The 26885-nt window shown below is 61.4% G+C and carries 27 protein-coding genes and 1 pseudogene; 14 read left to right on the forward strand and 14 right to left on the reverse strand.

The features are described 5' to 3' along the window. Nucleotides 1-107 precede the first annotated feature (107 nt). The 3 genes and pseudogenes from DJ74_RS15550 to DJ74_RS19715 all read right to left on the reverse strand — a co-directional run. Entirely contained in the window at nucleotides 108-344 is a 237-nt protein-coding gene (locus tag DJ74_RS15550) for a hypothetical protein (RefSeq protein ID WP_094524351.1), read from the reverse strand. A gap of 376 nt (nucleotides 345-720) precedes the next feature. Next, a complete protein-coding gene (locus tag DJ74_RS15555) occupies nucleotides 721-1341 on the reverse strand; it encodes a bifunctional 2-polyprenyl-6-hydroxyphenol methylase/3-demethylubiquinol 3-O-methyltransferase UbiG (protein ID WP_094524352.1) in 621 nt (206 codons plus the stop codon). A gap of 48 nt (nucleotides 1342-1389) precedes the next feature. Continuing rightward, nucleotides 1390-1740 (reverse strand): annotated as a pseudogene (locus DJ74_RS19715) (BlaI/MecI/CopY family transcriptional regulator); the annotation flags it as partial. Nucleotides 1741-1745: 5 nt separating this feature from the next. Between DJ74_RS19715 and DJ74_RS15565 the strand changes: the two are divergent. Further along, nucleotides 1746-2027 (forward strand): helix-turn-helix transcriptional regulator, encoded by a 282-nt coding sequence (locus DJ74_RS15565; RefSeq protein WP_094527829.1) that lies wholly within the window; start codon nucleotides 1746-1748, stop codon nucleotides 2025-2027. 518 nt (nucleotides 2028-2545) lie between these two features. On the opposite strand, the gene DJ74_RS15575 is transcribed toward DJ74_RS15565, so the two are convergent. From DJ74_RS15575 to DJ74_RS15585, 3 genes are all read right to left on the reverse strand, one after another. After that, on the reverse strand, nucleotides 2546-3430 hold the full coding sequence (locus tag DJ74_RS15575) for a ParA family protein (RefSeq protein ID WP_094527831.1): 885 nt from the start codon (nucleotides 3428-3430) through the stop codon (nucleotides 2546-2548). 253 nt (nucleotides 3431-3683) lie between these two features. Further along, nucleotides 3684-4985 (reverse strand): site-specific recombinase, encoded by a 1302-nt coding sequence (locus tag DJ74_RS15580; protein ID WP_094527832.1) that lies wholly within the window; start codon nucleotides 4983-4985, stop codon nucleotides 3684-3686. A 603-nt stretch (nucleotides 4986-5588) separates the two neighbouring features. Then, complete coding sequence (locus DJ74_RS15585) at nucleotides 5589-6215, reverse strand: alpha/beta fold hydrolase (RefSeq protein WP_094527833.1); 627 nt, start codon at nucleotides 6213-6215, stop codon at nucleotides 5589-5591. A gap of 329 nt (nucleotides 6216-6544) precedes the next feature. Between DJ74_RS15585 and DJ74_RS15590 the strand changes: the two genes are divergently transcribed. Continuing rightward, nucleotides 6545-6856, forward strand: a complete 312-nt coding sequence (locus DJ74_RS15590) for a hypothetical protein (protein WP_141212727.1) — start codon at nucleotides 6545-6547, stop codon at nucleotides 6854-6856. Between the two features lie 418 nt (nucleotides 6857-7274). Next, entirely contained in the window at nucleotides 7275-8450 is a 1176-nt protein-coding gene (locus DJ74_RS15595; protein ID WP_094527835.1) for a serine hydrolase, read from the forward strand. Between the two features lie 86 nt (nucleotides 8451-8536). Here the strand turns inward: DJ74_RS15595 and DJ74_RS15600 are convergent, their stop codons facing one another. Then, complete coding sequence (locus DJ74_RS15600; protein ID WP_094527836.1) at nucleotides 8537-9337, reverse strand: alpha/beta fold hydrolase; 801 nt, start codon at nucleotides 9335-9337, stop codon at nucleotides 8537-8539. Between the two features lie 195 nt (nucleotides 9338-9532). Here DJ74_RS15600 and DJ74_RS15605 point away from each other — a divergent pair, with 195 nt between their 5' ends. The 3 genes from DJ74_RS15605 (at nucleotide 9533) to DJ74_RS15615 (ending at nucleotide 12026) form a co-directional block, all read left to right on the forward strand. After that, complete coding sequence (locus tag DJ74_RS15605; protein WP_176451361.1) at nucleotides 9533-10429, forward strand: CPBP family intramembrane glutamic endopeptidase; 897 nt, start codon at nucleotides 9533-9535, stop codon at nucleotides 10427-10429. A gap of 152 nt (nucleotides 10430-10581) precedes the next feature. After that, nucleotides 10582-11163, forward strand: coding sequence for a flavodoxin domain-containing protein (locus tag DJ74_RS15610; protein ID WP_094527838.1), 582 nt, complete (start codon nucleotides 10582-10584; stop codon nucleotides 11161-11163). Between the two features lie 50 nt (nucleotides 11164-11213). After that, nucleotides 11214-12026 carry a hypothetical protein gene (locus DJ74_RS15615; RefSeq protein ID WP_254922184.1) on the forward strand — a complete coding sequence of 271 codons (813 nt, stop codon included), beginning with the start codon at nucleotides 11214-11216 and terminating at the stop codon, nucleotides 12024-12026. A gap of 31 nt (nucleotides 12027-12057) precedes the next feature. On the opposite strand, the gene DJ74_RS15620 is transcribed toward DJ74_RS15615, so the two are convergent. Continuing rightward, nucleotides 12058-12957 (reverse strand): DUF3267 domain-containing protein, encoded by a 900-nt coding sequence (locus DJ74_RS15620; protein WP_094527840.1) that lies wholly within the window; start codon nucleotides 12955-12957, stop codon nucleotides 12058-12060. A 501-nt stretch (nucleotides 12958-13458) separates the two neighbouring features. After that, nucleotides 13459-14118, reverse strand: a complete 660-nt coding sequence (locus DJ74_RS15625) for a hypothetical protein (RefSeq protein ID WP_094527841.1) — start codon at nucleotides 14116-14118, stop codon at nucleotides 13459-13461. A 663-nt stretch (nucleotides 14119-14781) separates the two neighbouring features. Here DJ74_RS15625 and DJ74_RS15630 point away from each other — a divergent pair. From DJ74_RS15630 to DJ74_RS19310, 4 genes are all read left to right on the forward strand, one after another. After that, nucleotides 14782-15774, forward strand: a complete 993-nt coding sequence (locus DJ74_RS15630) for an AAA family ATPase (RefSeq protein ID WP_094527842.1) — start codon at nucleotides 14782-14784, stop codon at nucleotides 15772-15774. Nucleotides 15775-16071: 297 nt separating this feature from the next. Next, complete coding sequence (locus DJ74_RS15635) at nucleotides 16072-16926, forward strand: hypothetical protein (protein WP_094527843.1); 855 nt, start codon at nucleotides 16072-16074, stop codon at nucleotides 16924-16926. A gap of 428 nt (nucleotides 16927-17354) precedes the next feature. Beyond that, nucleotides 17355-18293: an ABC transporter substrate-binding protein gene (locus DJ74_RS15640; RefSeq protein ID WP_176451362.1), complete on the forward strand. Its 939-nt coding sequence runs from the start codon at nucleotides 17355-17357 to the stop codon at nucleotides 18291-18293. 171 nt (nucleotides 18294-18464) lie between these two features. Beyond that, nucleotides 18465-19154 carry an ABC transporter permease gene (locus DJ74_RS19310; RefSeq protein ID WP_217900341.1) on the forward strand — a complete coding sequence of 230 codons (690 nt, stop codon included), beginning with the start codon at nucleotides 18465-18467 and terminating at the stop codon, nucleotides 19152-19154. On the opposite strand, the gene DJ74_RS15650 is transcribed toward DJ74_RS19310, so the two are convergent. The 5 genes from DJ74_RS15650 to hypF all read right to left on the reverse strand — a co-directional run bounded on the left by DJ74_RS15650 (nucleotide 19151) and on the right by hypF (nucleotide 23261). Continuing rightward, the gene (locus DJ74_RS15650; protein WP_094527846.1) at nucleotides 19151-19387 is read right to left on the reverse strand and encodes a hypothetical protein; all 237 of its coding nucleotides are present in this window, start codon (nucleotides 19385-19387) and stop codon (nucleotides 19151-19153) included. The two genes, DJ74_RS19310 and DJ74_RS15650, sit on opposite strands and share 4 nt — an antisense overlap. Then, nucleotides 19350-19898 (reverse strand): ABC transporter ATP-binding protein, encoded by a 549-nt coding sequence (locus DJ74_RS15655; RefSeq protein WP_176451364.1) that lies wholly within the window; start codon nucleotides 19896-19898, stop codon nucleotides 19350-19352. The genes DJ74_RS15650 and DJ74_RS15655 overlap by 38 nt, the downstream gene beginning before the upstream one ends. A gap of 44 nt (nucleotides 19899-19942) precedes the next feature. Next, entirely contained in the window at nucleotides 19943-20311 is a 369-nt protein-coding gene (locus DJ74_RS15660) for a helix-turn-helix domain-containing protein (RefSeq protein WP_094527848.1), read from the reverse strand. Between the two features lie 46 nt (nucleotides 20312-20357). Next, nucleotides 20358-20747, reverse strand: coding sequence for a tRNA (N6-threonylcarbamoyladenosine(37)-N6)-methyltransferase TrmO (tsaA, locus tag DJ74_RS15665; protein ID WP_217900342.1), 390 nt, complete (start codon nucleotides 20745-20747; stop codon nucleotides 20358-20360). Nucleotides 20748-20900: 153 nt separating this feature from the next. Further along, on the reverse strand, nucleotides 20901-23261 hold the full coding sequence (gene hypF, locus DJ74_RS15670; RefSeq protein ID WP_094527849.1) for a carbamoyltransferase HypF: 2361 nt from the start codon (nucleotides 23259-23261) through the stop codon (nucleotides 20901-20903). A 57-nt stretch (nucleotides 23262-23318) separates the two neighbouring features. Between hypF and DJ74_RS15675 the strand changes: the two genes are divergently transcribed. From DJ74_RS15675 to DJ74_RS15690, 4 genes are all read left to right on the forward strand, one after another. Next, a complete protein-coding gene (locus DJ74_RS15675) occupies nucleotides 23319-23687 on the forward strand; it encodes a HypC/HybG/HupF family hydrogenase formation chaperone (protein ID WP_094527850.1) in 369 nt (122 codons plus the stop codon). Further along, on the forward strand, nucleotides 23680-24846 hold the full coding sequence (gene hypD, locus DJ74_RS15680; RefSeq protein WP_094527851.1) for a hydrogenase formation protein HypD: 1167 nt from the start codon (nucleotides 23680-23682) through the stop codon (nucleotides 24844-24846). The genes DJ74_RS15675 and hypD overlap by 8 nt, the downstream gene beginning before the upstream one ends. 26 nt (nucleotides 24847-24872) lie before the next feature. Continuing rightward, nucleotides 24873-25880: a hydrogenase expression/formation protein HypE gene (hypE, locus tag DJ74_RS15685; RefSeq protein WP_217900343.1), complete on the forward strand. Its 1008-nt coding sequence runs from the start codon at nucleotides 24873-24875 to the stop codon at nucleotides 25878-25880. Between the two features lie 136 nt (nucleotides 25881-26016). Then, nucleotides 26017-26787, forward strand: a complete 771-nt coding sequence (locus tag DJ74_RS15690) for an AAA family ATPase (RefSeq protein WP_176451365.1) — start codon at nucleotides 26017-26019, stop codon at nucleotides 26785-26787. Nucleotides 26788-26885: the final 98 nt, after the last annotated feature.

Genomic DNA, 26885 nt, shown 5'->3' on the forward strand with positions numbered 1-26885 from the left:
TCGAGCGTCTAAACAAGGCCCAGGGCGCGAATGTGGCACGTCGCAGTGACGAAATCAGCATAGTTCGATTCGGTCAGTACAGGGAAATCACAAATTACTTGATAAACTTAGTTCGCTGAGTCTGGGTTCCCGTTCGGTCGAAGCACCGTATTAAAGAGAAGCACAAGTCCTGTAAGTACGACTACGCCCCCAATTGAGCGAGCAGCAGTCGATATCCCTGTCGTGTAACCACGTACCGCAACAGCGATATCACCGAGTGCCGCAACTCCAAGCCCGAGCAAAAATACAATTATGAAGAGTAGATAGCGAATCGATTCAAGTAGTTCATCTGTTTTGGAGGGCATCAAAACCAGTTCGAGTGGTGTTTGTGATAACTTTTTTGAAATCGTAAACGACTGATCAGTTCGCAGGCAAGTTCTATCGGTTGGTTCAGGATTCATTTTGAGAAAATAACGCAGTCCCCGTGCTGACTACATCCTCTGTATCTCTCACGCCGATCTTATCAGTTCTTCAGGATTTCAACAGAGCGAAATAATCCAACAAACGCCAACCCGAACTCTGCCACCGGATTTTCGTCACTGGTCGGCTGATTCCAAGACGGTTTCCGCGGTCGCCGTCACCCCGTCTTCTAGTTAACCAACAATTTGGGATAGTCCGGCAAGTTGTTGGTTAAGTTCGGCCATCATCACGGTACATACTCTCTTCTACGGAAATCAGCAGTCAGTTCGACACGCGGAAGGTCCGAGTAGTGTCTCGATTGCCGTGGACGACGTCGACCTCCACGAGATCTAACGAGGTGAAGATGTGATTCCAGTCTCGGTAGTACAGGGGAGTGCCCTCGTCGACGTAGTTCACATCTGGGTCAGACGACGATGAATCACGTATTGGAGCCTCGACCTCCGCTGTAACCAAGATGTTATTCGTCACTCGAGCTACGTCCTCGAAGGCCCACTCAACATCGGGATGGAGGTGTTGGAGCGTTTCGACCGAATACACCGCATCGAACTGTCCGTCGTCGAAGTCTCCGATGATGTCTTCTATCGGCCCGCAGTGAAACGTTCCGTCGGCGGCGAGTGTGGGGTAGGTCTTCCGCATCGTGTCGAATGCCTCGGCGTTGATGTCGACGCCAGAGAGGTTTTCGAAGCCGCCGTTGGCGAGGTGTTTGAGATGACGGCCAGACCCACACCCGAGTTCGAGAACCGTTGCGTCACGAGGGAGGTGTCCGCTGAGAATATCGCGAATTACCGTGCTCGTCTCATTCGGACCGTAATGTGCGTAGTACGCTGGTGAGTATTCGCCCGCCCGGTCTGTCCACGTGTTTCGGACGGAATGAAGATCCACGTGTATCAACACGGGCAACGGTGTAAAACGCCGTCGGACAACGCCTGACTACAGAACGGGCGTATTCCGACCCTCACTATCGATTTGTGAGATCGGCGACGCAGCTACCGAATCGACGAGTGAGTACTCGCGGTCACGACTCGTGCCTTCTGTTTCGAGGAGGTTGTAGTCGGCCATCTTCGAAAGGTAGGTCCGAACGGTGTGCTTCGTCGGCGGGTCGTCGACCGCCTCAGTATAGCGGTCGTGGATCTCGCTTGGTCCGAGCGGGCCGTGGTCGCAAACGATATTGTAGACGACGCGCTGGTATGGGGTAAGTGAATCGAGGCTTTTCTGCTTAATTTGTGCCCGAGCGTCTTCGGCTGCATCGAGGAGGATGTCGTTGGTGATTTCCTCGTGATTAGGACATGTATGATCTTACGGGCTTTCAGCGGGACTTATTGTACGTAATCGCTGGTCTGGATGATCCACATGGGCTTGCGATCAAAGACGAGCTCGAGGACTACTACGAAAAAGAGATCCACCACGGCCGTCTCTATCCGAATCTCGACACGCTTGTTGAGAAAGGGCTCGTGGAAAAGAGTCAGCGCGATCGACGAACCAACGAGCACACGACTACTCGTCGAGGCACCAGAGAGATCGAGGCACGAGCTGAATGGGAAGCCGAGTATATCGACTACGACGGCTGAAACGTCGCTATCGAGAACAACCTGTGCCTGCTACTTTTCCAGAATTGAGTCGAGCTTACTCTTTCTCAAAGAGGCGCCGAAGGCGGCGGGTAGCAGGGTAGTTCACTCCAAGTCGTACCCCCATTCCCGGAGCGTCGCAACGATTTCATCTGTGTGTTGAAGTCCGACAAGTAGCGCAGCTTCACGCAGATCGGCCTTTTTGACTGACTCTCCGAGCTCTGACTCTAGCGTTCGTGTCGTCTCACGCTGGGTGTTGACCGTCGATTGCTGGAGATGAAGTTGGACAGTCTGCTCACGGCCGTCGGTAATACTGCTTCGGGTAAGTACCCAGGGGAGCTCTTGTCGAGACGATCGAGGCTTACTGTCTCTCGTAGTTTGTATCGCAGTATCTGATGTATCACTTTCTGTTGGTTCTGTCGTTCTGTCGGTAGGATCAGCTTCTGAGGTAGCGTCAGCCTCGTTGGTTGTCTCTGTGCTCCCCCAGTCGTCGTCAGCAGCTCCGCTTTTAAATCCCCCCATCACGCGGTCACCTCTTGTTCGTCCTCATCAAGAGCTCCTGGCTCAGGTGGATTCGGCGCCTCAATTCCGCCTTCGCCTTCGATGAATCGGCCAATACGGTCAAACTGCGCAAGCGTCTCTACCTCGTAGTCACGTCGACGATTACGGTGAGTCTGAACGTAGTTGAACGCGGAACACTGCTGACGCCAACAACCCTCCATCAACGACGTTCGGTCTCCGATGACTTCGGGGACCTCATACGGGATTGTTTCGAGCATCTCTTCCTGATCGCGTGTGCCCTTGAATCCGATCGGCACCGCACCTAACACGCCGACATCGATGTTGAGCTGGTCCGCAAAGTTCGTCGCGAGCTCTTCGAGTCCTTCGACGGCAGCTTTCCCCTTTGCCGATGGCTCAATCGGAAGCAGCAGATTCCGCGTTGCATAAATCGCGTTATAGAGATGCGATCCTTCGGTTGCCGGTGGATCGCAGATGAGTATATCGTATTTGTCGGGTACGCCCGCTTCGCCGAGAACCCGTCGCAACTGTGCGTGGACGTTGTATGCGTCACCAAAGTCTTCGGCCTTTTCTTGTTCTCTATCGAGGTGCTGGGTGAGATCAGACAGCGAGTTATGTTCTGGAATGATGTCAATTCCTTCCGCTGTTTCGATGAGATCCTCAAGTGGACCGCGTGGGCTTCCAACCATGTGACGGACTAAGCTATCCGCACTGGCGTCTGCTCGATTGGTGTCAACCCCAAGAAGGCGGCTTAAATCGCCATCTTGTGGGTCAAGAGGGACCACAAGTACGTCGAGGCCCGCTCGTTGGTGAGCAACTGCCGCATTCGCTGCGAGTGAAGTTTTACCGACCCCACCCGCTTCACTGTATACCGTATACGCGAGCATATAGCCATGATTCGGCTCTTAGCTAATGAATGTACGTCAGACACTCATCCAACTATCTAAGATAGCTTACTTAGACAACTAAGAAATCTAAGACACATATCTTAGACATGTGCCTAACTTACTAATCTTAGTTATCTTAGATTGTTTTCTCAGTTCTATGTCTTAGATATCTTTGTGAGACGGCTCAGAACAATATCAAGGCCACGAACAGCAGTTCTTGACTTATTTCTGGTCTTAGTCTCACTGCATACCGCTATCGATCGTTTACCCGCTGATCCGTCTGTGAGAACGCGTCGGTCGCCATGTCGGCGCGTTCAGCGGCCTCGATGTGCTGGTACGCCTCGCGGACCTGTTCCTCACTGTTGTCGAGATATCGCGCAGCAGCGGCGTATCCGAACTGTCGAACAAGCACTTCCCCGACCCCCCGTCGACCACCATGCAGTTCGAGATAATCGCCATCGAAGGAAAGATCGAGATCCGCACGGCGCTCAGCGAGCTCATCATGCGTCCAGAGTCGTTTCATGATGGACCGTGCCCCATCCGTCGTGAGGGGCTTCGGTTCGTTGAGATCGTACTCGGCGGCGGCGATCAGGTCAGGCGTCCCACTGCGGACGCGCTCGATCGCGTCGTCGTCGAGGCCGGCGTCGGCGAGCCCCTCGATGACGTGTGAGGCGAGCGACGGCCGGTGCAGCGTCGTGAACACCGGCCACGACTTGGGCACGTCCAACACCTCGGAGTATCGCTTCAACGGCGTGATGACGGGCTGAGGGAGTGAGGCCGCCTTCCACTCGCGACTCTTCCGGAACACCGTGACGCTGCTGTCCGCAAACGAAACGTCACGCCAGCGAACCCCGTTGCGGCCCTCGTGATCCTCTTTCGGCGCGGAGAGAAACTCCGCGCCGCGGAGGCCGGTGTAGGCGACGACGTACACGAGCGCCTGCTCGCGACAGCGCTGGTATGCCTCGAACCGAGCCCGCTGTTTGGCCTGCCACGCCTCGCTCTCCGGGTCGCCCCGGTCGGCGTGGGGCACCTCGATCGCGCCGAGCGCGTCGAATGCCTCGGAGACGCGACGATCGACGAACTGCGTAATCAGGTCGCGATGGACCGACTCCCACGCCTGCTGGTCACCTGGGCGGCGTCCGTCGTTCTCGGGGAGCGGGTCTTCGGCATCGGACTCGCGGGCGTAGTGCCGCGGGATGTAGCCCTGTGCGTGTGCCCATCCGCACCAAGACGCGACGTGGGCGTAGTAAGTAAGCACGGTCCCGGCGGCGTAGCCGGCGGTCGAGAGGTAGCGCGCGTAGTCTGAGAACACTGTGGTGTCGAGATCCGCGAACCGGATGGTGTCGCTGTCGACAACGCCAGCCCACGACTCGGGCGGGGAGGCGTTTACCGGGTCAGCCGTCTCACCAAGACACCAGCGCCGGAATCGATGCAGCTCGCGCTCGGCGTCGGCACGGTACGCGCCCTGCTCGCCGGCGTCACCCTTCCCCTTGTCCATGAGGTATTTCGTGAATGTGTCGTCGATCGCAGTCTCGACGGAGCGGCGACCCGTCATTGGACTTCCGGAGTGTGAGGGTTGTGTCGTCGGAACGCCGCTCCAGCAGCGGTCGGGCTGGAGCGTCCGTCAGTGGAAGCGTCGGCCATGATTCTGAATCTGCCTCGTTTGGGGCCACGGGTGAGGGTCACTAAGAACTTACTCTGTCTTACTCAACTAAGACAGGGTAAGTGATTTCGGGCGCTATGTGGTTTTGTGAGAGCTAATCCGGTGGTATTGGGTACGAGAGCCATTCTTAGCGGCATAGCTTCATTAGTAAATTGTATATCGCTATATGGATCTTCCGCGGTGGGAAAGTTCCGGAAGTATGCCAATGGAAACCTACAGACGAACTGTTCAATAGAGGTATGGGCGACGAGGCCGAACCACACTTCCGAAACAGTACGAACGTCCGACTCTAGTCCTGCTAGCGAATTTCGATCATACAGCGGCGTTGAATCGTACACCGGCCACTCAACCTGCGATTTTCGAGCAATCCGGCGAAAGACGGAACATCGGGTCTCACGAGTTGGTGCCACTGTGAGATGCTGAACGGAACCCGCTCAAAAACGTCCCTCTCTGTCGTGTAGTCAATCATCAGCAACAGCATCGCCGCAGTGAGTGTTATGCTTTGGACCCAGATTCGTCGGTCACATCGTCGTCACCTGCCCAGACGCGTTCGGTAGCGAACTCTCGGATGATCGCGGTGTACTTGTCGGGACGCTCGATACTACAGGTGCGTCCTGCGTCCGGAACCACGCTGGTCTCAGCCGCCGGGAGCTTCGGTTCGAGTGTTTCGGCGGCGTTGGGATTGAGGCGATCCTCTGCCCCATTGAGGAGGAGTACTGGGTCGTCGAAGCTTCGGAGCTTCGTCAGGAAGTCAAGGCCAGCCAGCGCCATCGCTCCCTGCCCGTAGCCAGCCAGCGAGATTCCACCATCGACGACGGTCGCAACGATATCTGGCGGGAGGGGCCCGTCGGCTCGGTCGGCGATCCGTTCCGTGAGCGCCTCGAGTAACCCCACCGAGGTGGCGAGCATCCCGACGAAGTTCTCCAGATCGCCCATCGCTCGGGCGTACTCTCGACTCGATCCGTCGTGAAACGGAGCCCTGACGGCAACGAGATTAACCGGCAGCTCCTCCTCCAGCCCGAGGAACAGTCGCCGAAATGAGTTCGTGCTGAACCGCCCGAGGTCGAGCGGACGCTCCCCACTGCCGTGGTGATACACGAGCGTCGGATACTCGGATCCCACCACTGCCAGGGCAGATACGCGGTCTCGAACGCCCCGAACGGGGTGTCGACCGCCACGTCGCATCGACCGGCGGTGCTCGGGTCGCCCACATCGGCGATGTCCTCGCCGTATCGTCTACAACGCCGCAGCCAGTATCGCGGGCGTTATCGAACTGACATCTCCTGGATCACAACGAGATCTTCTCTCCCGGATTCCCAAGACTATCCGGCCCAGCCCCCCACTAGGAAGTCATCCGAACGGGAGTGGCCCAAGAATAATATTAAGTACACGAATTATATCATCGTATGAGAGCTCGTCGCCCTATCACCGCGATCGGTGCAGGGATGACAGTGTTCCTCGTCGTTGCGGTGGCTGTCATCGAGCTTCTCGCCTTCGAGTTCTCAGCATTAATCGGGCTTCCGATCGGACTCCTCGCTGGAATAGCTGTCGCCGTCGTAATCCTACTGAAACATAACGATGTCTCCGATGTACTCCGGTGGGTGGCCGCAGCCCTCGCTGGGTTCGGATACGGTATCACAGTCACGTTCGCAGCGACCTACGTCAATCTCGTTGATATCCAGTTCGAGACCAGACTCGCCATCGGCGTATTCGCTGGCGTTCTGGCGTTGGTACTGGCCGTCTTCCAAGGCCGTCAAGGGTAGCCGGGATGGCACAGGGTGAACGCGGGGCCACTCGTACACGTGGACGGTAGTACAAACTGAAAGCCAAGTGTGGACGTGTGGCTAAACCAGTAGGTCCCGGCTCACTCCCGACATTCGACCTGAGAGGAACCTCGAGGCCAACAAAATAGCGGATTTCAGGTGCGTGTGCTCTGTAAACAGGCCGAGTGGGTCCACTCTAGGAGAAAATCACAACGAAGGAAGCGGGAGAGGGAGCGATCTGAGTATTGGTTGACCAGCTGTTTCGTAGTGGTGTCGATGTGGCCGAGGCGAAGTTTCAATGATGAGACCGGGCAAGCGAATATGAGAGCGATGCCGTCATCCCGGACCGACGACGAACACCTGGGCGACACCGACGCCGATCCGTCAGGGACGCGACGGCGTGTCTTGCGAGCCTTAGGTGGACTCGGTGTGGCCGGGCGTCCTCGCCGGAGGCGGCTGGCTGCGACGCACTCAGTACCTCCACGCCGACCGTGACCGCACCAGCCTCGACGGTCAGCCACAAACCGAGCCTCGCGTCACCGGGCCGAACGCCCAGCGCGTTCCATCGAACCGTTACCAGACCGTACTCGACGCGTTCAGTGACCGGCGGAACCAGACTGGGCTCCAGGCGTCCATCCGCTTCGGCGATGGCACCGGCTGGGACGGCGTTGCCGGACACGCCGACCACGACCGGCAGCGACCGCTCGGCGCAGCCCACCACCTCTACATCGGGAGCGTCACCAAACTGCTCACCGCCACACTCGTCCTCCAACATGTCCAACGCGGCGTACTCTCACTCTCAGACTCGATCGAGAAATGGATCGATCTTGTCGAAGACGACGGAATCACCGTTCGAATGCTCCTCAACCACACGAGTGGCATCCCGAACTACACCGAAGATTCCTGGTTTATCACCAGGTACTTCGGCCGCCCGACGAAACGATGGACCCCGACCGAACTCGTCGACATCATCCGCGGGGACAGCCTCCGCTTCCGCCCCGGCACGCGTCACGAGTACTCGAACTCGAACTACATCCTTCTCGGGATCATCCTCGAACGCGTGACCGGAACCACGTACGGCGATCTCCTCAAGCAACTCGTTCGGGACGAACTTGGCTACGACACCACGTACTACCGTGGATATCCCGCGACCGTATCAATAGCGAACGCCTACGACGAATCCATCTTCAAAATCGGCCGCCGTAACCTTACGGGATTTCGTACGTCACTCGAAACAGGCGCGTACGCTGCTGGCGGCATCCTCTCGACGGCTCCGAATGTTGCCAGCGTCGTAAACGACCTCTTCAACGGTCGTATCCTCGATAAATCAACTCTTGATGCGATGCGGACGTTCGTCGACGCCCCCGACGAGGACGTCACGACCCAAGTGGAGTACGGCCTCGGCCTCAGACATCTCCGTATCGACGGCGAAGACCTCTACGGGCACACCGGCACCATCCCCGGGTATTCCGCGATCGCCATGCACCACGACGATCCTGAATACACTATCGCCGTCCTCAGCAACGTCTCCACGATCGACCAGGCAGGAATCTACGACGCTCTTCAACGTATCACCCTCGATGAATACTACTGACCCCCGTCACTGATACTCGGATTGCCCAATACCAGGTGTGGCGTCCGAAACGGAATCGCCCGCTCCCGGGTGGGTGCGGCGCTTGGTTATCCTGAGGCCGTCTCGGTGTTCTTGAGGAAGGTGAGGACGGCGTCGTCGAAGGCCGGCGTGACGGTGAGGTTCGACGGGTCGCTCCCCTCGGCGAGGACCTCGAACGTCGCCCCGTCGATGCCAGCCGCGGTCTCTCGGGCCAGCTCGACGAACCACTTGCCGTTCTCTTGGCCCACGAGCACGAGCGTCGGGACGTCGATCAGGTCGAGTTCGTCACGGCAATCGAGCCGGTTGATTGCGCGTCGTGCCTGCTTGAGGACGCTCGGGTCGGTCTGGAACAGCATCGTCCGGAAGTACTCGCGGAGTTGCTCGTGCTCGGGGGCGTTGAAGTGGGATTCGATGATCTTCCACTGAAACACACCCGGGAGCAATGATAAGCCAACTTCGCTACCTCGCGCATTCAACCGCGCGACTGCCCCGTGCACGCCGCTGAACGTATCCGAGAGGACGAGCGCGTCGACGAGGTCGGGGTGATCGATGGCGAGCCGCTGGGAGAGTACCCCAACCAGGCTCACGCCACAGACCGTGGCACGCTCCACGCCGACCTCGCCGAGGAGCGCTGCGAGATCGGCCGCGGCGTCGTCGATGGCGAATCCCTCGCCGCAATCGGACTCGCCGTGCCCGCGGACATCCGGGACGATGAGGAAGTATCCCTCGTCGGGATACCGGGTGCATTGGGGTCGCCACATGGCGTGATCGGCGCCCAGCCCGTGCACCAATACAAGTGGCCGATCGCTCGGATTCCCATAGACGGTATACGCCAGTTCGACATCCCCGTGCGTGAACGATCGCGTCATGGTACCGAGACGCTGTCAGATCCCGTAAAGTCTCTGCGGACGTCCTCGGAGGGAGTCGTCAAGACCTCCCCCACGGCACATGAGAGCGTCCCTATACGGGAGTGTGACAGATACCTATAGCCGCGACTTGGATGGATTCAGGCTTGGTTTCGGCAGGATTACCGTTAAGTATGATATCTGTCACAAACGTTGATGATGAGCTCCAGTATCCGCGCATGGATCGATCGGCATCGTCTCCTGAGCTTCATCGCAATCGCGTACGCCTTCACCTGGACTATCCAGGGCGCACTCGCGTATTCGGGCATGGAAGCTTCTTGGACGCATTCGATCCTGATCGGCTTCGGCGCGTTCGGCCCGCCGATCGGCGCGGCGGTCGTCATCTGGGCCTCCGGTGGCAGCCTCCGCACCTGGGTCGGCCAGATGTTCAAATGGCGTATCGGCGCGAAATGGTGGGCGCTCGCACTCGGAGTCCCATTCATCATCCTCTCGCTTGGCGTCCTACTGTTCGTCGCCGCCGGTGGCCCGGTCGACCTCACCGACTTCGAATCACCACTCATCTACTTGTTCGCGTTGGCGTGGGGAACCGTCTGGGGTGGCGGCCAAGAAGATCTCGGATGGCGTGGTTTCATGTTGCCCATCCTTCAGGGCTCCTACAGCGCGTTGGTGTCGAGTGCCATCGTGGGCGTCACGTGGGCGGCCTGGCACCTCCCGCTGTTCCTGAACGCTACGACTACTCACGGCGGGTGGCCGCTCTCCCAGCAACTCCTCTGGATGGTCTCCATCTTTGCCGGATCTATCCTCTGGACGTGGATGTACAACAGCACCGGCGGGAGCGTCCTCGCCGTGGCCGTCTTCCATGCCGGGATAAACGCCATGGGAATCTTCCACCCCGCCGATCAGGAGGCGCTTATTCCGGACGGCGCGCCAGACCCCTGGCTGAACCTGCTCGCCGAAGTTACCGGCGCCATTCCCCTCGTGTTGGTCGCGATCCTCTTGGTCGTCGTCTACGGCGCGAACCGCCTCGGGAATCGCGACCCACCAACCCCCCAAGACGCTGGTCTCCCACCGGAGGCCGAATCAGACACCGTCTAGTGAGCACACACCAACGCTGGACTCAGCCTGAGTTCCGAGGTACTACGCCTTGAACCAATGACTCCCCCTGGCCGTGACTCGGACGGGATTGCGGATCTAAACAGAATTTATTGACTGGCGGAGCGAACGCATCTACTGAGGTGTGAGAACACGTGAGTTCTGTTCTGGTACTCTACGGGACGGGCGAAGGCCAGACGGCGAAGATCGCAGAGCGGATCGCGGCCACCATCAGCGAGCGCGGCCACGAGACGAGAGCGATCGACGTGCGTGACCGACCGGACTCGTTCACCCTAGAAGAGTACGATGCCGTCGTCGTGGGCGCGTCGATCCACGTCGGCAAACACCAAGACGAGATCCGTGACTTCGTCACCGAGAATCGAGACGCCCTGTCGGGAATGCCGACCGCGTTCTTCCAGGTCTCACTGTCCTCGGCGAACGAGGAGAAACGCGAAGAAGCTGCGGGGTACGTCGAGTCGTTTATTACAGAAACCCAGTGGCATCCGGATCGGATCGGGCAGTTCGGCGGCGCGCTCCGGTTCTCAGAGTACGGATTCCTGAAGCGCCTCATGATGAAGCAGATCGCAAAAGACCTGCTCACCGAGGAGCGGGAACCGAACGGTGACATCGAGTTCACCGACTGGGATGCGGTTGACGCGTTCGCAGCAGATATCGCCGCGTTCGTCGAAGGCCGCCTCGGTGTCGTCCCCGATACCACCGGGGATCCGGCGGCATGACGGCCTCACAACCCACCCGACGCCTCACTCGGCCGTATGTGGTGTCGTCGATGCTCATCCTCGTGCTTTCGGTTGTAGCGACCGGTGTTGGGCTGTTCGTCCCGGGGTTCTACCGGGACGCCGAGGTCCTCCTCCCACAGCTGTACGGTCAGGATCTACTGACGCTCGTGGTCGCTGTCCCCGTACTCGCCGGCGCTCTGTATTACGCGCACCAGGGGTCACTCCGCGGCTACGTCGTCTGGCTCGGCGTCACTGGCTACCTCCTCTACACGTACGCCTCGTACGCATTCCTCACGGCATTCAACGAACTGTATCTCGTCTACGTTGCGCTGTTCGCGCTGACGCTGTTCACGCTCGTCGGCGGGACCGCTCGCATCGATCCGACAGACCTGAAGGAAGCACTCGACGGTCATCCCGTCCGTGGATACGTCGCCTTCCAGGCACTCGTCGCCGGACTCCTAGCGCTGCTGTGGCTCGCCGAGGTCGGCCCAGCGAGCCTCGCCGGGACCAGACCCCCGAGCATCGCCGAGACGACGCTTCCCGTTCCAGTTATCCAGTCCTTGGATCTCGGCGTCGTCATCCCATCGTTCGCGCTCTCGGCGGCTCTCCTCTGGAAGCAGCGAGCCTGGGGCTACGTCTTCACCGGCATCCTCCTCGTGAAAGGCACTACGCTCGGCCTTGCGGTCCTCGCCATGATCGTTTTCATGCTTCAGGAGGGCCAAACCGTCCCCCTCCCCCAGATCGTGCTGTTCGCTCTCTTGAGCCTCACTGGGCTTGCCCTCGTGACTCGATTCATTCGAGCCATCCCTCACAGTCCCTCCAAAAACCAAGCGCACGCGGGAACTGAAACACGAACAGACTGAACGGGGAGTACAGGGGACTCCCGCACATCCGTCAACGTCGTTCGCTCGCTCGGAGATACGCGTAACAGATTCCGATGATGATGCCGATAGCGAGGATTCCCGTGCCCATCGTGAACTCGACACCGCCGTCGGGCGTTTGGACGAACTCGAGGATCAACAGTGGGGTGTCTGGCACGCCGAGGGTGAATGAATCGAGACCGATTGCAGCCAGGACGAGCGGTCCCAGGATACCCCCACAGACGGCGAGGATCACGATACTGCCTGCGATGCCGACGAGCAGATCCCAGACGACGGTCGCCGGGGCGGTCTCGGTTCGCTCAAGCGACGGAGTTCCGTAGATTTCGAGCCCCGTCGTCGTATCGACCACCGTTACGGCCGGAGGATAGCGCATCAGCGTCAATACCATCCAGAGGTCCCCAACGGCGCCGCCAGCGTTCAGCGCTAACGGCAGGGCAAGCCATGGCCACTCGAACACGAGCATCAACGGTACACCGACCACCGAGAGCAACACAAGTGGGGCGAGTGCGATCGCGATGAACTGATTACGCGAGAACCGCGTCTCAGTCGTTGCGAACGCGTACGGAAAGACGAAGTACGCGACTCCCAGCCCGAATCGCGGCTCCCCGCCGAAGAAACGGATCCCGAAGCCGTGACAGAGTTCATGCGGGACGATCACGAGTAATACCACACCCACGAGGACTCCGATTGTGAGGCCAAGATTCCACCACCCCGTATCGGGTGTCACGACCAGTTCTGTTCCGGCCGCATCACCCGTCACCCCGTAGTACAACAACAGCAGTCCGAAGAGAGCAACCACGAATCCGAGGATGCTGACGACAGTCCACTGGAGGACAAGCGGACGTGACATCCCGTACTCCGCGATCAGGACGTCGTCTGTCTGGTCCTCACCCGGGGATTCACCGGCAGTCATTTTGAGATTCTAACACCACTTTCTCTGGTGCCGCTGACAAAGATGTTGCTCCGGAACGAGGCTGAGTGGCCCGTCAAGCGTAGACTCATGATCTGTAGCAGATTTTTCACGTTCAACCATCGCTGAACAGATAGCCACCCACCTGTGACAGCCAGTAATGAGACACCCACACCACCGGCAGACACAAGAAACGGGTTGATCGTGGGAATCGCAGTCGGCAACACGACGATTGACATCCTCTCCGCCCTGAAGGGCGAAGATTCCCACGGCACTGTACCGCTGGGTTGGGGTGTTTACGGTTTGTAGCTGTCCCGGTGACGGCTACTGGCTGTGTCAATCAGCCGTTACTCCTATCCCGACTTGGGATTCAGAGGTACTTCTTACTGCATCCCGAAATCCACAACAGAAAGGGTGCTTTCTGTGTGGATTCGGGCAATCCCGATATTGTCTGATTAGGTGGGCGGGTAGACCGCCTCGGCTACCTAGTAGTACGACAATCACTCAGTTAAAACACCCGACCAGAAGCTCCTGGTTACTGTAGAGAACTGTCGGATTCATCCCCGCGTTGAAGCGCGAGGCTTTCTCCTTGATTCTCCGTAAAACCGCCGGCAAGACTCCGATTATGATGATAAGATTCCCCGGCTCCGTACCATTGACTGGCGTGTCCGGGAACCCGAAATAGACTACGATAGCAAGGAATGTGGCCCACAGAGCCATCGGAATCGGGGTGAGGAATCCTGCTGTGAGAAGAACAAACGCCTCCGATGTCAACGCGATCCCAATCCACTGGATGACGATTGTCGCCCCACCGAACGAGATGACGACTAGCACTCCGATCATCAACAGAGAGAGAACGAACGATCCAGCGATGAGAGCGACGAACACCTCCCGTTCTCGGTACGGCCCACTCAAGAGGAGTTCGAGCTCGCCCGCAGCCATCCGCTGGCCAACGCCAGTCTGGGTGACGAGAATCGCCAACACAGCGCCGATCATCGCGACGAAGTACGGCCCCTGGATGATCACCATCGAGAGTAGCAGTGCCGTGTCACTCGCCGTCCCTGTGAAGTACTGTTCGGCTTGAGCGGCGAGTGCTTCGCGAGTCGTCTCGGTGAGAATCTCCGGTGAGACGGCCGTGGCGCCAAGTAACCCCAGGAAAAGCACTCCGGCACCAATCGGAAACGCAAACAGCCGCCAGCGACGCCCCCGATAGTGATTTACCGGGACGTCCCGACCACGGGGTCGGCGCGATCCGAAAATAATCTACAATAATCACTATGAGTGCCGTAGAACCTGTTCATACTGTCGGCTGTAATCAATCAAGATATTCGCATCCTGAGATGGCGAATATGTTGAAACAGTTACAGCCGACAGTATCAGTCGCTCTCCGAGGCGGTAACGGGACGTGGCCCAAAGGCTGCAGTTACCCCGACTGATCGTTTGCAGCGTCTTTCAGGGAGGAAGCGATCCGTCACGTGCTACCAACTTATTAAATAGCTGTCGAGATACAGTTCGACTGGGAAAATCTCAGATGAGCTCCCGATGGATGGCCGGGTCCAAACCAAGTGTGGACGGATGTCGCGCTCGTAGCCCGTGGATCGGCCCCGTCGACGCCTGCCGAAGTGGCGGTGAGCGTGCCGGGGACGGTGTCGTTGATGATCCACGAACGGTGATCCAACGGCTGATGACATGCATCTCACACTGGAAGATCGATTTAAGTGAATATCTCCGAACGCGAAGCGGCACCGGATCTCGGCCGAGCGGTCGCCGAAGTGCGGCCGGGTCGGGAACGGTGACACGAACGAGTCGTGGCGGTGATCCCTCGTGATGGAGCGATTTCGTCGACTACTCGATTCGGCAGATGCCAGCGAAGAAGACGTCGAGAAGGGTGGGAGTCCGGAGTTCGTCCGCGAGCACGATCTGACCGAAGTCGACTGGCGGGAGTTCTGGGAGCGGATCTATATCGATGAACAGGATAAAGACAAGATCATCAACTACGGGCTGCTGGAACAGCAGTTGCAGGCCGCCGATTTCGAGCAGATGACGCTCAGCCGTCACGGTGCCGTTCTCCTGTCCGGTCCGCCGGGAACGGGAAAGACGACGCTCGCGAAGGGGGCGGCGGACGAACTTGCGAGAAACCTCGATCGCGACCGTCTCGGTATCGAAGAGGTCATCTTCAAACAGATCGCGGTGCGTCACCTCTTCTCCAGCGACCACGGTGATAGTCCCAAACTGGTCGAGGAAGCCTTCGACGCGGTCGTGGCGGACGCCGAAGGCGGGAATATATACCAGATCGTCCTACTCGACGAGGTCGAGTCGCTCTTTTCGAACCGGCAGGATCTCACCGAGACGGACCCCATGGACGCGATCCGGGCGGTCAACACGGCGCTGGACGCACTCGATACGGTGGCAGAGTTGAACAACGTGTACGTCATCGCGACGTCGAACCAGCCCAACGCCGTCGACAGCGCTTTTCTCGATCGAACGGACGAACAGATCTTCATCGGCAATCCGGCGCCCGAACACCGTCGCAGGATACTTGAGGACATCTTCGCCCGTCTGCGGGAAACGTTCGACACCCAACTCTCGGCGACGGGATCGGAGATGGATCGACTGGTCGAACTGTCCAGCGGGTTTTCCGGCCGGCGGATGCGAAAGAGCGTGTTATCGGCACTCGCGCGGAACCAGTCGACGGTAAAGGATCCGGGCGAACTCTCCGTCGGCCACCTGATCGAGGAGTTCGAGCACAAGAAGTCGATGCTACAAGACGCCGATAACGAGTACGTGCGACTGGGAGGGAACCCCGAGCAGGATCAGTGAACACCCCGGGATGCGAACGGTGGAAGCCCGACACCACCGGGGCCGAGTGCGTGAAACACACTGCGCAAACGGGAAAGAGAGGTCGGTTCCTCGTGTCGGGCCAGTAAAAACTAAGTGATTGTATGATAACAATCCGCACGCACTTCGGGAAACCGAAGTTAGTGCGTCAAACAGGAGTGTGAGCAACGGATGTCTACGAAAACGAACGTCGACACGTCGACCGAAACTGGAACGTGTACTCGAACGGCCGGTGCATGTGCCATCGGTGCAGGCGCGGCGGCGATTACCTGCAAGGCGATGGTACTCGGCTTCCTGGCGAGCGGGGCGGCACTCGTTGGCTTGAGCACGGTCAGTCCCGTCTGGTTGATGACCGGCGTGCTCATCATCGGGGGGGCGTTCGTCTGGAAAGGATTCCGGTGGGCCGGTCGGAGGCCGGCGCTACTTGGGCTCGGGGCGCTGGCGACGATGTGGGCCGGCTACGTCGCTTCGGGGCTGTTCGTCACGTCAACGGCAGTCGGGGGTTCTCGCGAGTTTCTCGGATCGCCCAAGTTCGGGATGTTCCCGGCCGGAGACATCCTGACGAATCCCTTGGGACTGGTGCCGGTGGCCCTTCTGTACATCACTGGGACGGTGCTGTTTTTCGGTGCGGTCTACGATTCGTATCTCCGAGAGTTCGATCTCGGGTCGACGAAGGGGGGCGTCGCAGCCGGCCTCGCCGGCGCCTCGGTCTGTGGTGGCTGTGGTGTGACCGGCCTCGCCGGGGCCGGCATGGTTCTGCTGACCGGATCGTCGGCAACCAACCAGACCAAGTTCCTCGGCGCCGACGGCGTGATGCTGGTCGCCGTGATCGGTATTCTGGCGTACACGCTCTACAGCCGCGCGTGGAAACAGACGGGCGTCGCCCTGCTGGGGCTGGTGGTCGCCTTCTTCATCACAGGAAGCCTGTACGGGTTCCCGGCGAACGGGGGACTACTCGGAATGGCCGGCATGGCGGTCCCCGCCACGCCGATCGGCGAGATGGTGGACACGCTATTCACGTGGACCGGCCTCGGACTCGCGTTCTTCGGCCTCGTCTGGGCCTACTACCCCGACATGGAGCCCGTGCCGCCGGAGTGGAAAGAGCGGGTCGCCCCAACTCGCGCAACGACATAGCCTTCCCTCCCCCAGTCGTCCGGATAGTCACGAGCGGCCTGCCGTCCCGAACTGGTACCCGAGCCGTTCGCCAACTCCGATGCGAACGAACGGTGGATATCGCCGGCCGCTTGCGCCGCGGAAGCGCGAAGCCGGTGGAACGTTTCTACGATTTGCATCGATCGACGCGAACGCCCGCAAGCGTGGCCCGCGTCGAACAATATTCAAGTTTATATATCAAAATTAGTATCGGTCATACGAAGTGGCAAGGTTCGCCGATCCGAAGTTAGTGCGGAAACCCACACCAACGAGATATACACGACAGGATTTCGGACGTAGCAGACTGGCAGACTGACCGGCGACGCGTGCTGAAAACGATATCTGGGCTCGCGGTTACCGGAGGCATCGCTGGGTGTGCCAGTGGGGGCGGCGGAGGCGGAAGCGAAGGCGTGGGCGAGTCACCGGCGGCCACTGATACCCCGACTGCAACGACAACGCCGACACCGATCACGTTCGGGACGCCGAATGCAGCGGCGGCGGGTGTCAGTCCCCGAGTCGTTCGTGATCAGGGGCTGGTATCGGATGACGAGATAGATCTCAGCCTCGAATTCGGTCCACCGCCGGAACTGTTCACGGAGCTCCAAGGACGGGCTATCGAGTCGTCGACCTTCCCCGTCATCTCGGGAGCCCGGCTCGCGAATCAGGGTGGGGACGTGCGTCTCCTTCAGCCCATCGCCCGATCGTTCAATTCGATCATCGCCCGGAAAGGGGTCGGCCTGTCCAGCGTCGAGGATCTCAGGGAAACCACGCTGGGTTCGATGCCCAAAAATACGGCCCCGTTCACGCATTTCGCGCTATTGCTGGCGCTCGAGGGGATGGACCACGAGAACTTCGAGTTCCAGGTTGGTCCGCCACCGGTACTGTTTGGCCAAATGAAAAAGGGGGAACTCGACGCGATAATCGGCGTCGAGCCGTTCTCGACGAGACTCCTGGCCACCGACGAGTATCGGGAGTTCTTCGTGTTCAACGACCGCTGGAACGAGCGACAGGGGACCGATATGCCGCTCGTCGAGGCGGCGACCTACCAGTCCACGATCGATCAAAAGCGGGCCGCGTTCGACACGTTCCTGACTGGTCTGCTCGAAGCGGGACAGTACATTCAGGACAACGAGCGGACGGTATTCGAGAGCTATACCGATATGTTGGGACTGCAGACCGACAGCCAAGTAGACTTAGCCATCGAGCGTATCTCCCCGATCTATCCGACGGAATTCGCGACCGAGCTGCGCGAGTCCGGGAAAGAGGTGGTGCGCCTGGCGGCTGAAGAGGGCCTGCTAGAGTCGGAGCCGGATGTCGACGAGTTGTTCGTCGATCCGCGATCCGGCTGACCGGAACGCGAGTCGATGTCCGATCCCGAACCGAATCGTGACTCCGTGGGGCGACCCCCGGGGTGGCTCCGCGCACTGACGGCTCGATGGTCCACAGTCGCAACGCGGGGGCTTTCGGTCCTCGTCCTCCTCAGGCTCTGGTGGTTCGTGGCTCTCTTTTTCGAGCCGGTCGTGTTTCCAGGTCCGTGGCCGGTGTTGCTGGAGACGGGACACATCATCCGTAACGAGCGGTTCGTCTTTCATCTGTCACGAACGCTGTTTCGGGTCGGCGGGGCGTTCGTCGTCGCGCTTCTGTTGTCCTCGTGCATCGGGATTCTCATGGGCGTGGACGAAACTGCCGAACGGTTCTTCGAAACGTTCGTCCTCGTGGGACTGACAGTCCCTGCGCTCGCCGTCTCGATCATCGTGTTACTCGTGATGGGGTTCACCGAGGTCGCCGGCATCGTCGCCATCGTCATCGTCATCACCCCGCCGATGACCGAGAACGTCTGGGAAGGAACGAAGAATCTCGATGCCGAGTTGATCAAAATGGGTCAGGTGTTCGGTGCTACGCGGCGGATGATGCTCCGTGACGTCGTGCTCTCGCAACGCGCCCCGTACCTCCTCGCGGCAACCCGGTTCGGCTTGGGTATCGGCTGGAAAATCGCCGTCATCGTCGAGTGGATCGGCCTCGGAAACGGGATCGGACAGAAACTCCGCGACTCGTTCGACCTGTTTTCGCTGACGGGCGTCATGGCGTGGACGCTGTCGTTTGTTCTCGTGATGGCCGGGCTGGAGTTTCTGCTCATCAAACGGATCGAGGCCCACCTCACCCGCTGGCAACCCGACGAGATGAATCAGACGTCGCTGTTACAGAGTTAAGTCGGAACACCGAGTGCCTCCAAAATACGGCGCTCGTGTTCGAGCGTCTCCTCGGATTCGGGCTCCCGTGGTTGGTCGCCCTCGATGTCGACCGTCTTCTCGATGACCGTCGGGGTGTCGGAAAGAACGACGACCCGGTCGGAGAAGTACGCGGCTTCGGCTATGTCGTGCGTGACGAGGACGGCGGTGAACCGTTCATCGTCCCAGATATCGACGACGCGCTCCCGGAGCACGCGCCGTGAGTTCGTCGAGACTGCTGAAGGGTTCGTTCATCAACAACACGTCGGGACCGACACAGAACGCGCGAGCGAAGTTCACACGTTGCCGCATTCCGCCGGACAGTGTGGGCGGGTACTGGTTAGCAGTCTCGGAAAGCCCGACGAGCTCGAGCGCGGCACGGGCATCCCGGTCGTGCGCCGCTTCGGGCACACCCAGACCGCGGAGGGCGAACGCCAGATTCTGGCGCACCGTTTGCCAGTCGAGCAGGGTCGGCTCCTGAAACACGACGCCGATCTGGACATCGGATCGCGATGGAGTGATCTGGACCGTACCGGCGTCGGGAGCGATCCAGTCGGCGATGATATTGAGTAGCGTGCTCTTGCCACACCCCGACGGGCCGACGATACTGAGAAACTCTCCGTCCCGGATGTCGAGGGAGATCCCGTCGAGGACGCGCAGGGATCCACCCTCCGTCGGGTACGATTTCTCGATGCCGTCCAGCCGGATCCGGTGTCGTCGTGCCATCATGGGTCTCCTACGGGTAGCTGTCCGGTCCACTCGGTGACCGCTTACTCCGTGTTAGTGGGCACGCCGTCGCTGGTCGCCCACTCCAGCAGGGGTCGAAGCCGTTGCTCGAACGCCTGGCCATCGGCGGTGAGCGAGTACTCGACGTGGGGCGGGACGCGGTCGTAACTCCGCCGTTGGAGGAGGCCAACCTCGGTCAGTTCGCGCAGCCGGTTCGCGAGGACAGAGGAACTGTTCACATCGAGCACGTCGGCGATTTCCGAGTGGCGCTTGGCACCGTCGTTTGCGAGCAGACCGATGATCGCAAGCGCGTGTTTCCGGCTCGCGACGTCCAGCAACTCGTCAATAGGGCAGTAGCAGGTCATCCCTGTCGAGACGTTCGGCGTACAGCACCCACACCCGTTTTCTGCCATACCCGAACGTAGGGGACCCAGCTAAAAAGTGGATTGGCAACTCGACCTACCGTTCCGTCTGGAGGCTGGGTTTCAGATCGAGGACCGGCGAGCCGTCTACTGCGTCGAGACCACCGACTTCGAGCCGTTGTCCGTCGACATCGTACACCGTACACACGCAGATACTCAGCGGGTTCGGCCGATTCGGTGAGCGGCGGGCGAAGGCTCCGGGCCCGTCCGACTCCGTGCCACTCGTCCGGTCAGCCAAGTGAGCCCAGTAGACGACCGTTATGCGAATCGCGTCGGCGATGCCAGCCAGCGCGTCGGCGTACTCGTCGAAAATCTCTATCTCGGCGTCGGCGTCGTCGGCGAACCCTTGGTGGGGCGCAGCATCCGGCGTGTCGTACGGCGTGTGTGCCACGCCGACCGGGCGTAGTGTCAGGTCACCGTTGTCCATCGAGTCGGTGTTCGCTCACGACGAACAAAGGCACACCGGATGCCGGCGGGAGGAGGTCGACCGGGCAACGTGGCAGGCTTCGGGATGACAAGGCGACCGCGAACGGTGCACTCTGGATCGGCCACGCTGCCGTTCGGAGCGGCAGGACGACGGTTACGAGTCCACGTCGCCATCTCGCACCGTCGCGGTCGCCACGCCAGTCTGTCCGTACGCAACCCCGCCATCACCCGGTGGGACGGCGTCGTTGTCCAGATACGCGAGGCCGGCGTCCCGGACCCGCTGACGGATTCGGCGACTGATCGCGTCGTTGTACGCCACCCCGCCGGTAAATCCGACGGCTTCGATGCCGCGTTCGGCCGCAGCGTCGACGGCCAGGTCCGCCAAGCCGTCGGCCAGGATCCGCTGAGCGGTCGCGCCCACGTCCGTCGCGTGCGTGCCGTCCCGCCGCAGTTCCACGAGCAGTTCGGCCACCCGCGGCGTGTCGACGACCGGTCGGCCGTCGGCCGTCGTGTACGGCACCGTGACGTCGCGAGGTGTGCCGTCGGTCGCAGCCGCCTCCAGACGCATCGCGGGTTCGCCCTCGTACGTTCGCTCGTGACAGATGTCGGCGAGTGCGGCGACCGCGTCCAGAAACCGACCGGCGCTCGTCGTCACGGGCGTATTGACGTCGGCCTCGAGTTGCTGTTCGATGACGCGCGGTTCGTCTGCGTTCGGGGGCGACCAGTCAAGAGCGTCGACGAGCGCCTGAATATCGACGCCTTCCCGATCGTACAGGAGGCCGACGAGCGACCGGACGGGGAACTCGGTCGCCCGGTCCCCACCGGGCATCGGGACGGGAGCGAGCCCAGCCACCCGGTCCGCGTCGGTGAGGGTCGCGTCGAGCACTTCGCCTCCCCAGACGGTTCCGTCCGGCCCGTACCCGACGCCGTCGGCAGTGATACACACCGCGCGTGGACAGTCGTGTTCCATGAGCACGCTGGCGGCGTGAGCGTGATGATGCTGCACGGCGACGGTCCGGTCCGCGGTGCGGTCAGCCGCGTACTCCGTGGTTCGAAACGACGGGTGCGCGTCGTGGGCGACGACCGACGGACGCTCGGTGCCGGTGAGCGCGAGCAAGTGGTCGATCGCCGCCTGCAGAAATCGGAACGTTTCGCGGTCGGTCACGGCCCCGACGTGCTGTGTGAGGTAACACTCGTCGCCGGAGAGTACGGCCGCGGTGACGTCTCGCTCCGGTCCGACGGCGAGCACGTCCGCGTCGTCGGGTGTCGGGGCTGCAACGGGCAGCGGGGCGTGCCCGCGCGACCGTCTGAGCAACGTCCGACTCCCACCGACGGATCTGACGACCGAGTCGTCACACCGCTGCACGATCCGGCGAGTGTGGAGTAGCGACCCGTCCGCCACGTCCCACAACTGTTCGACAATCGCTCGATTCGAGGACTGCATCGGCAATCCGGAACGGTTGGCCGACGTCACGACGATCGGGTCGTCGACGCGATCGAACAGAAGGTGGTGGACGCCGCTGTACGGCAGCATGACGCCGACGGTGTGGAGCCCGGGTGCAAGGTTCGACGCGAGGGCGTCCCCACACCGGTCGAGAACGACGATGGGTCGGCGCGCGGATCGAAGCCACTCGCGTTCGGTCGACGAGGCGGACGCTACCGTCGCGACGTCGTCCATCGACGGGACCATGACCGCGAACGGTTTCGCCGGCCGCCCAGTTCGGTCCCGGAGCGTCGAGACGACGTCCGGACGGGTTGCGTCGCAGGCGAGGTGCGCGCCGCCGATGCCTTTGACCGCGACGATTCCTCCCTCGTCGAGTGTCCGGGCCGCGGCGTCGAGCGACTGGCCGTCGCCCTCGACGAGTGACGACCCCTGCGGGAGCGGGTCGACGCCGGTCCGCTCGCCGACGGCTGGGGGGTCGACACTGCGGTCGTGTGGCTGAAAAGCCAACTGCGGCCCACAGGACGGGCAGGCGATGGCTTGGGCGTGGTACCGTCGGTCCGAGGGGGAGGCGTACGCGTCGTCACAGTCCGAGCAGAGCGGGAACGCCGCCATCGACGTCGTCTCGCGGTCGTACGGCAACTCCTCGATCACGGTGAACCGGGGACCACAGTCCACGCAGGCCGTCGCCCAGTAGTCGTGAAACCGCGACGACGGATCCCGGATGTCGGCTAAACAGGCCTCACAGACGGCCGTGTCCGGAGGAACGGTGCCGCCACCGGTGCCCCGGTCTTCGGAGTCCGCGATCGAGAACGACTCGTAGCTGTACTCGGTCACGGGTTCTGTATCGACAGTGACCCTTTCGACCGTAGCGAGCGGTGGGGGGTTCGCCTCAAGCTCTCGGAGGAAGGCGTCGATCTGGTCATCGGGGCCTTCGAGCGTCACGCTGACACCGGCGTCCCCGAGATTGCGCACGCAGCCCCGCAGTTCGAGATCGACTGCAGTGCGGTAGACGAACGGTCGGAATCCGACGCTCTGGACAACGCCGTCTACCTGTACGTGAGCGCGTTTCATCGCCGGAATCAGGGGACGCAAAGTTATAAATGAATGTGTGACTAGTTGTCAGCAACTATGTGCCTCGGAGTGCCCGGGCAGGTCACACAGGTCGACGGCCTCACTGCCGACGTCGACTTCTGGGGCGTCGAGAAGGAAGTCCGGCTGGACACAGTAGACGAACCGGTCGAACCTGGCGACTACATCCTCAACCACGTCGGGTTCGCGATCCGTCGAATTCCCGAGTCGGAGATCGACGAGACGCTGACGCTCTACGAGTCGATGATGGGTGGCGGCTCTGACGACATGCTCAGGGAGGACCTCATGGACGAGGTCGCAGCCGGCTCGACGTCGTCGAAGCCGAGCGGTTCCCCGGTAGACGAGGAGGAGCGGGCCGACGCCGAGGACGCCGAGGATCTGCTCGAGGAGCTTGATATCGATGTCTGATCGCGAACCGATCCCGGGTGGGCCGACGGGCGACGTGACGAGTCCGGAAACTGGCGAGAACGCGCTCGAGTTCCGCGACCCGGAGAAGGCAGATGCGCTTGCTCGACGGGCCGAGGAACTCGTCGCGGACATCGACTCGGACGCGGTCAGCGTCATGCACGTCTGTGGGAGCCACGAGCAGTCCATCGCCAAGTTCGGCCTTCGGAGTATGCTCCCCGAGGGGCTCGACCTCCGGATGGGCCCGGGCTGTCCGGTCTGTGTCACTGACATGCCCGAGGTCGACGAGGCGGTCGCGATCGCCAACGCAGGGGTGACCATCGCAACCTACGGCGACATGCTCCACGTCCCCGGCACGTCCGTCTCGTTGAGCGACGCCCGGGCTGCGGGGGCCGACGTCGAGGTCGTCTACAGCGCCGCCGAGGCGGCCGAGATTGCCAGGGAGCGTGACGACGACGTCGTCTTCTTCGCCACGGGGTTCGAAACGACGGCAGCACCGACGGCGGCGGTCGTCAGGGATGATCCGCCGGAGAACTTCTGGGTCCTGAGTGCTCACAAGTACGTCCCCCCCGCCATGGAGGTCGTCGCCGCGATGCCCGATACCGACGTCGATGGGTTCCTCGCGGCGGGCAACGCAGCCACGATCACGGGCTGGGGGTTGTTTGAGGACCTCGTCAAGGAGACCGACACGCCGATCACCGTGGGCGGGTTCGAGCCACTCGACATCCTCGCGGGCCTCGTTGCACTGTTGCGGGACATCCGCGACGGGGAAGTGACGGTCCGGAACGCCTACCCGCGGTGTGTCACCGAAGAGGGCAACCAGCCGGCCCAGCGACAGCTGTGGGATGTCTTCACGACCGAGAGCGGCGAGTGGCGCGGTATCGCACACATCCCCGAGGCGAACCTCATCTTGCGCGACGAGTACGCACACGTAAACGCCCGCGAACAGTTCGACATCGACACCGCCTCACTCGCGGCCGACGGATCCTCGCTCGTCGACGACTGCATCTGTGGCGACATCATGGCCGGGCGTTCGGACCCGACGGACTGTGGAATGTTCGGCGAGGAGTGTACTCCGGAGGATCCTGTCGGCGCCTGCATGGTTTCGAGCGAGGGGACCTGCAAGATCTGGCACGAGTACGGTGGCCGTCCAGACCTATGACTGACGGCGGTCTCGAGTCGGAGGGTGTGGTCACTCTCGAACAGGGGGCCGGCGGCAAGGCGATGCGCGATCTCGTGGCCGATGTCCTCACTACCGGCTTCCCCGAAGACTCCCTGGACGTCGGGCGCGACGCGATGGACGACGGCGCCGTCGTCCCGGTCGGTGACCGACACGTCGTCTTCACGACCGACAGTCACGTCGTCCAGCCACCCTTCTTTCCCGGCGGCGACATCGGCCGGCTGGCCGTCTCGGGGACGGTAAACGACCTCGCGGTCATGGGTGCCACGGACGTCCGGGCACTCTCGAATGCAGTCGTGGTCGAGGCCGGCTACCCCGAGTCGGCTCTCGAACGGATCGCCGATTCGATGGCCCGGACGTGCCGCGAGGCCGACACGACGATCGTCACCGGTGATACCAAAGTGATGGGTCACGGCGACCTCGACGGCGTCGTCCTCACCACGACCGGTGTCGGGGTGGCCGACCAGGTCGTCGGCGACGACGGCCTCTCGCCAGACGACGTGCTCGTGATCACCGGCGAGGTCGGACGCCACGGTGTCGCGCTGCTCGCAGAGCGCGAGGGTATCGACTTCGGGACCACGCTGGAATCGGACGTCCGGCCGATCAACGGCGTCGTCGAGCGGGCGCTGTCGGCCGCGGAGGGGGACGTGACCGCGATGAAGGACCCAACGCGGATGGGGCTGGCCGGAGCGGCGAGCGAGATGGCGATGAAAAGCGGCGTCGGAATCGAACTCAGAGAGGATCGCATCCCGGTTCCCTCGGACGTGAAGGGGGCCAGCGAGATGCTCGGTCTCAACCCCCTCCAGATCGCGAACGAGGGGATCGCCCTGCTCGGTGTCGCCCCGACCGCGGCGGAGGACGTGCTCACAGCCCTGCGGTCCCACCCCGACGGCGAGGAGGCGGCCGCGATCGGGAAAGCGATCGACAACGAACACGGGCGCGTCCTCCTGGATACGGGGCTGGGGACCCGGTACCTGCGCGAACCTGCGACCGAACCGGCCCCGCGTATCTGCTGACGGATTCGGACGGTCATTGTCCGTGGCGAGATACCAGCGCCCCGCGAGAGGCCAGCAGGGGATGTGGTGCAGACATGTGGCGAGACGGCACCCCAACGGCGAACACTTTTTATCCAGCAGTATAACTATACCCCCGATGAAAGTCGCTGTCTCCGGCAAGGGCGGCTCCGGGAAGACGACCATCTCCGGGACACTCTCGCGTGCACTCGCATCGGAGGGGTACGACGTCCTCGCGATCGACGACGACGAGAACCCGAACCTGGCGCTGACCGTCGGCGTCCCCCGCGAACAGCCGGTCCCGCCAGTTCCCAACGACCTCCTTGAACGCGTCGAGTTACCGAACGGGGAGACGGAACTGGAGTTGAGCAAGTCCCCCGAGGAGATCATCGAGCAACACGGCACGGACGCCCCGGACGGGATCCAGCTCCTGAAGATGGGCGAAGTGGACCACGCCGGAAGCGGGTGTATGTGCCGCGCTCACTCGACCGCCCGGGAAGTGCTCTCGGGAGTCGTCGAGACGCGCGACGAGGTGACAGTCATGGACATGGTCGCCGGCGTCGAGCACCTCGGGCGGGGGACCACCAAGGACGTAGACGTGCTGCTCGTCGTAGTCGAGCCGTACTACAAGTCCCTGGAGACCGGCCGTCGCACCCGGGACCTGGCCGCGGAACTCGACATCCCCGAGGTACAGGTGGTCGCGAACAAGGTGCGCGACGACGCCGACCGCGAGGCCATCGAGGAGTTCTGTGCCGACAACGACCTCACGATCACGTCCGTCGTGCCCTACGACGACGCCATCAGGCGCGCCGACCAGGAGGGAACGGCCCCATACGACTACGACCCGGAAGGCCCAGCCGTCACCGCTGTCGCCGAACTGGCCGACGACCTCCTGTCGAGACACCACTGACGCCACAGCACGGCCCAGAGCAAAACAGGACAGGAGAACACAGCACAGAACCGAACCGGTCCGGGTCCCCGACCCATATCGACGCACGGATCGGTACC

Source organism: Halorubrum sp. Ea8, from assembly GCF_002252925.1.
Lineage (GTDB): Archaea > Halobacteriota > Halobacteria > Halobacteriales > Haloferacaceae > Halorubrum.

Bases quoted from the DNA above. Each gene is read 5' to 3' on its own strand.
- DJ74_RS15550 (WP_094524351.1), bottom strand. From the start codon at position 344: ATGCCCTCCAAAACAGATGAACTACTTGAATCGATTCGCTATCTACTC.
- DJ74_RS15565 (WP_094527829.1), top strand. From the start codon at position 1,746: ATGTATGATCTTACGGGCTTTCAGCGGGACTTATTGTACGTAATCGCT.
- DJ74_RS15575 (WP_094527831.1), bottom strand. From the start codon at position 3,430: ATGCTCGCGTATACGGTATACAGTGAAGCGGGTGGGGTCGGTAAAACT.
- DJ74_RS15580 (WP_094527832.1), bottom strand. From the start codon at position 4,985: ATGACGGGTCGCCGCTCCGTCGAGACTGCGATCGACGACACATTCACG.
- DJ74_RS15600 (WP_094527836.1), bottom strand. From the start codon at position 9,337: ATGACGCGATCGTTCACGCACGGGGATGTCGAACTGGCGTATACCGTC.
- DJ74_RS15605 (WP_176451361.1), top strand. From the start codon at position 9,533: ATGAGCTCCAGTATCCGCGCATGGATCGATCGGCATCGTCTCCTGAGC.
- DJ74_RS15615 (WP_254922184.1), top strand. From the start codon at position 11,214: ATGCTCATCCTCGTGCTTTCGGTTGTAGCGACCGGTGTTGGGCTGTTC.
- DJ74_RS15620 (WP_094527840.1), bottom strand. From the start codon at position 12,957: ATGACTGCCGGTGAATCCCCGGGTGAGGACCAGACAGACGACGTCCTG.
- DJ74_RS15630 (WP_094527842.1), top strand. From the start codon at position 14,782: ATGGAGCGATTTCGTCGACTACTCGATTCGGCAGATGCCAGCGAAGAA.
- DJ74_RS15635 (WP_094527843.1), top strand. From the start codon at position 16,072: ATGGTACTCGGCTTCCTGGCGAGCGGGGCGGCACTCGTTGGCTTGAGC.
- DJ74_RS15655 (WP_176451364.1), bottom strand. From the start codon at position 19,898: ATGGCACGACGACACCGGATCCGGCTGGACGGCATCGAGAAATCGTAC.
- DJ74_RS15660 (WP_094527848.1), bottom strand. From the start codon at position 20,311: ATGGCAGAAAACGGGTGTGGGTGCTGTACGCCGAACGTCTCGACAGGG.
- tsaA (WP_217900342.1), bottom strand. From the start codon at position 20,747: ATGGACAACGGTGACCTGACACTACGCCCGGTCGGCGTGGCACACACG.
- hypF (WP_094527849.1), bottom strand. From the start codon at position 23,261: ATGAAACGCGCTCACGTACAGGTAGACGGCGTTGTCCAGAGCGTCGGA.
- DJ74_RS15675 (WP_094527850.1), top strand. From the start codon at position 23,319: ATGTGCCTCGGAGTGCCCGGGCAGGTCACACAGGTCGACGGCCTCACT.
- hypD (WP_094527851.1), top strand. From the start codon at position 23,680: ATGTCTGATCGCGAACCGATCCCGGGTGGGCCGACGGGCGACGTGACG.
- DJ74_RS15690 (WP_176451365.1), top strand. From the start codon at position 26,017: ATGAAAGTCGCTGTCTCCGGCAAGGGCGGCTCCGGGAAGACGACCATC.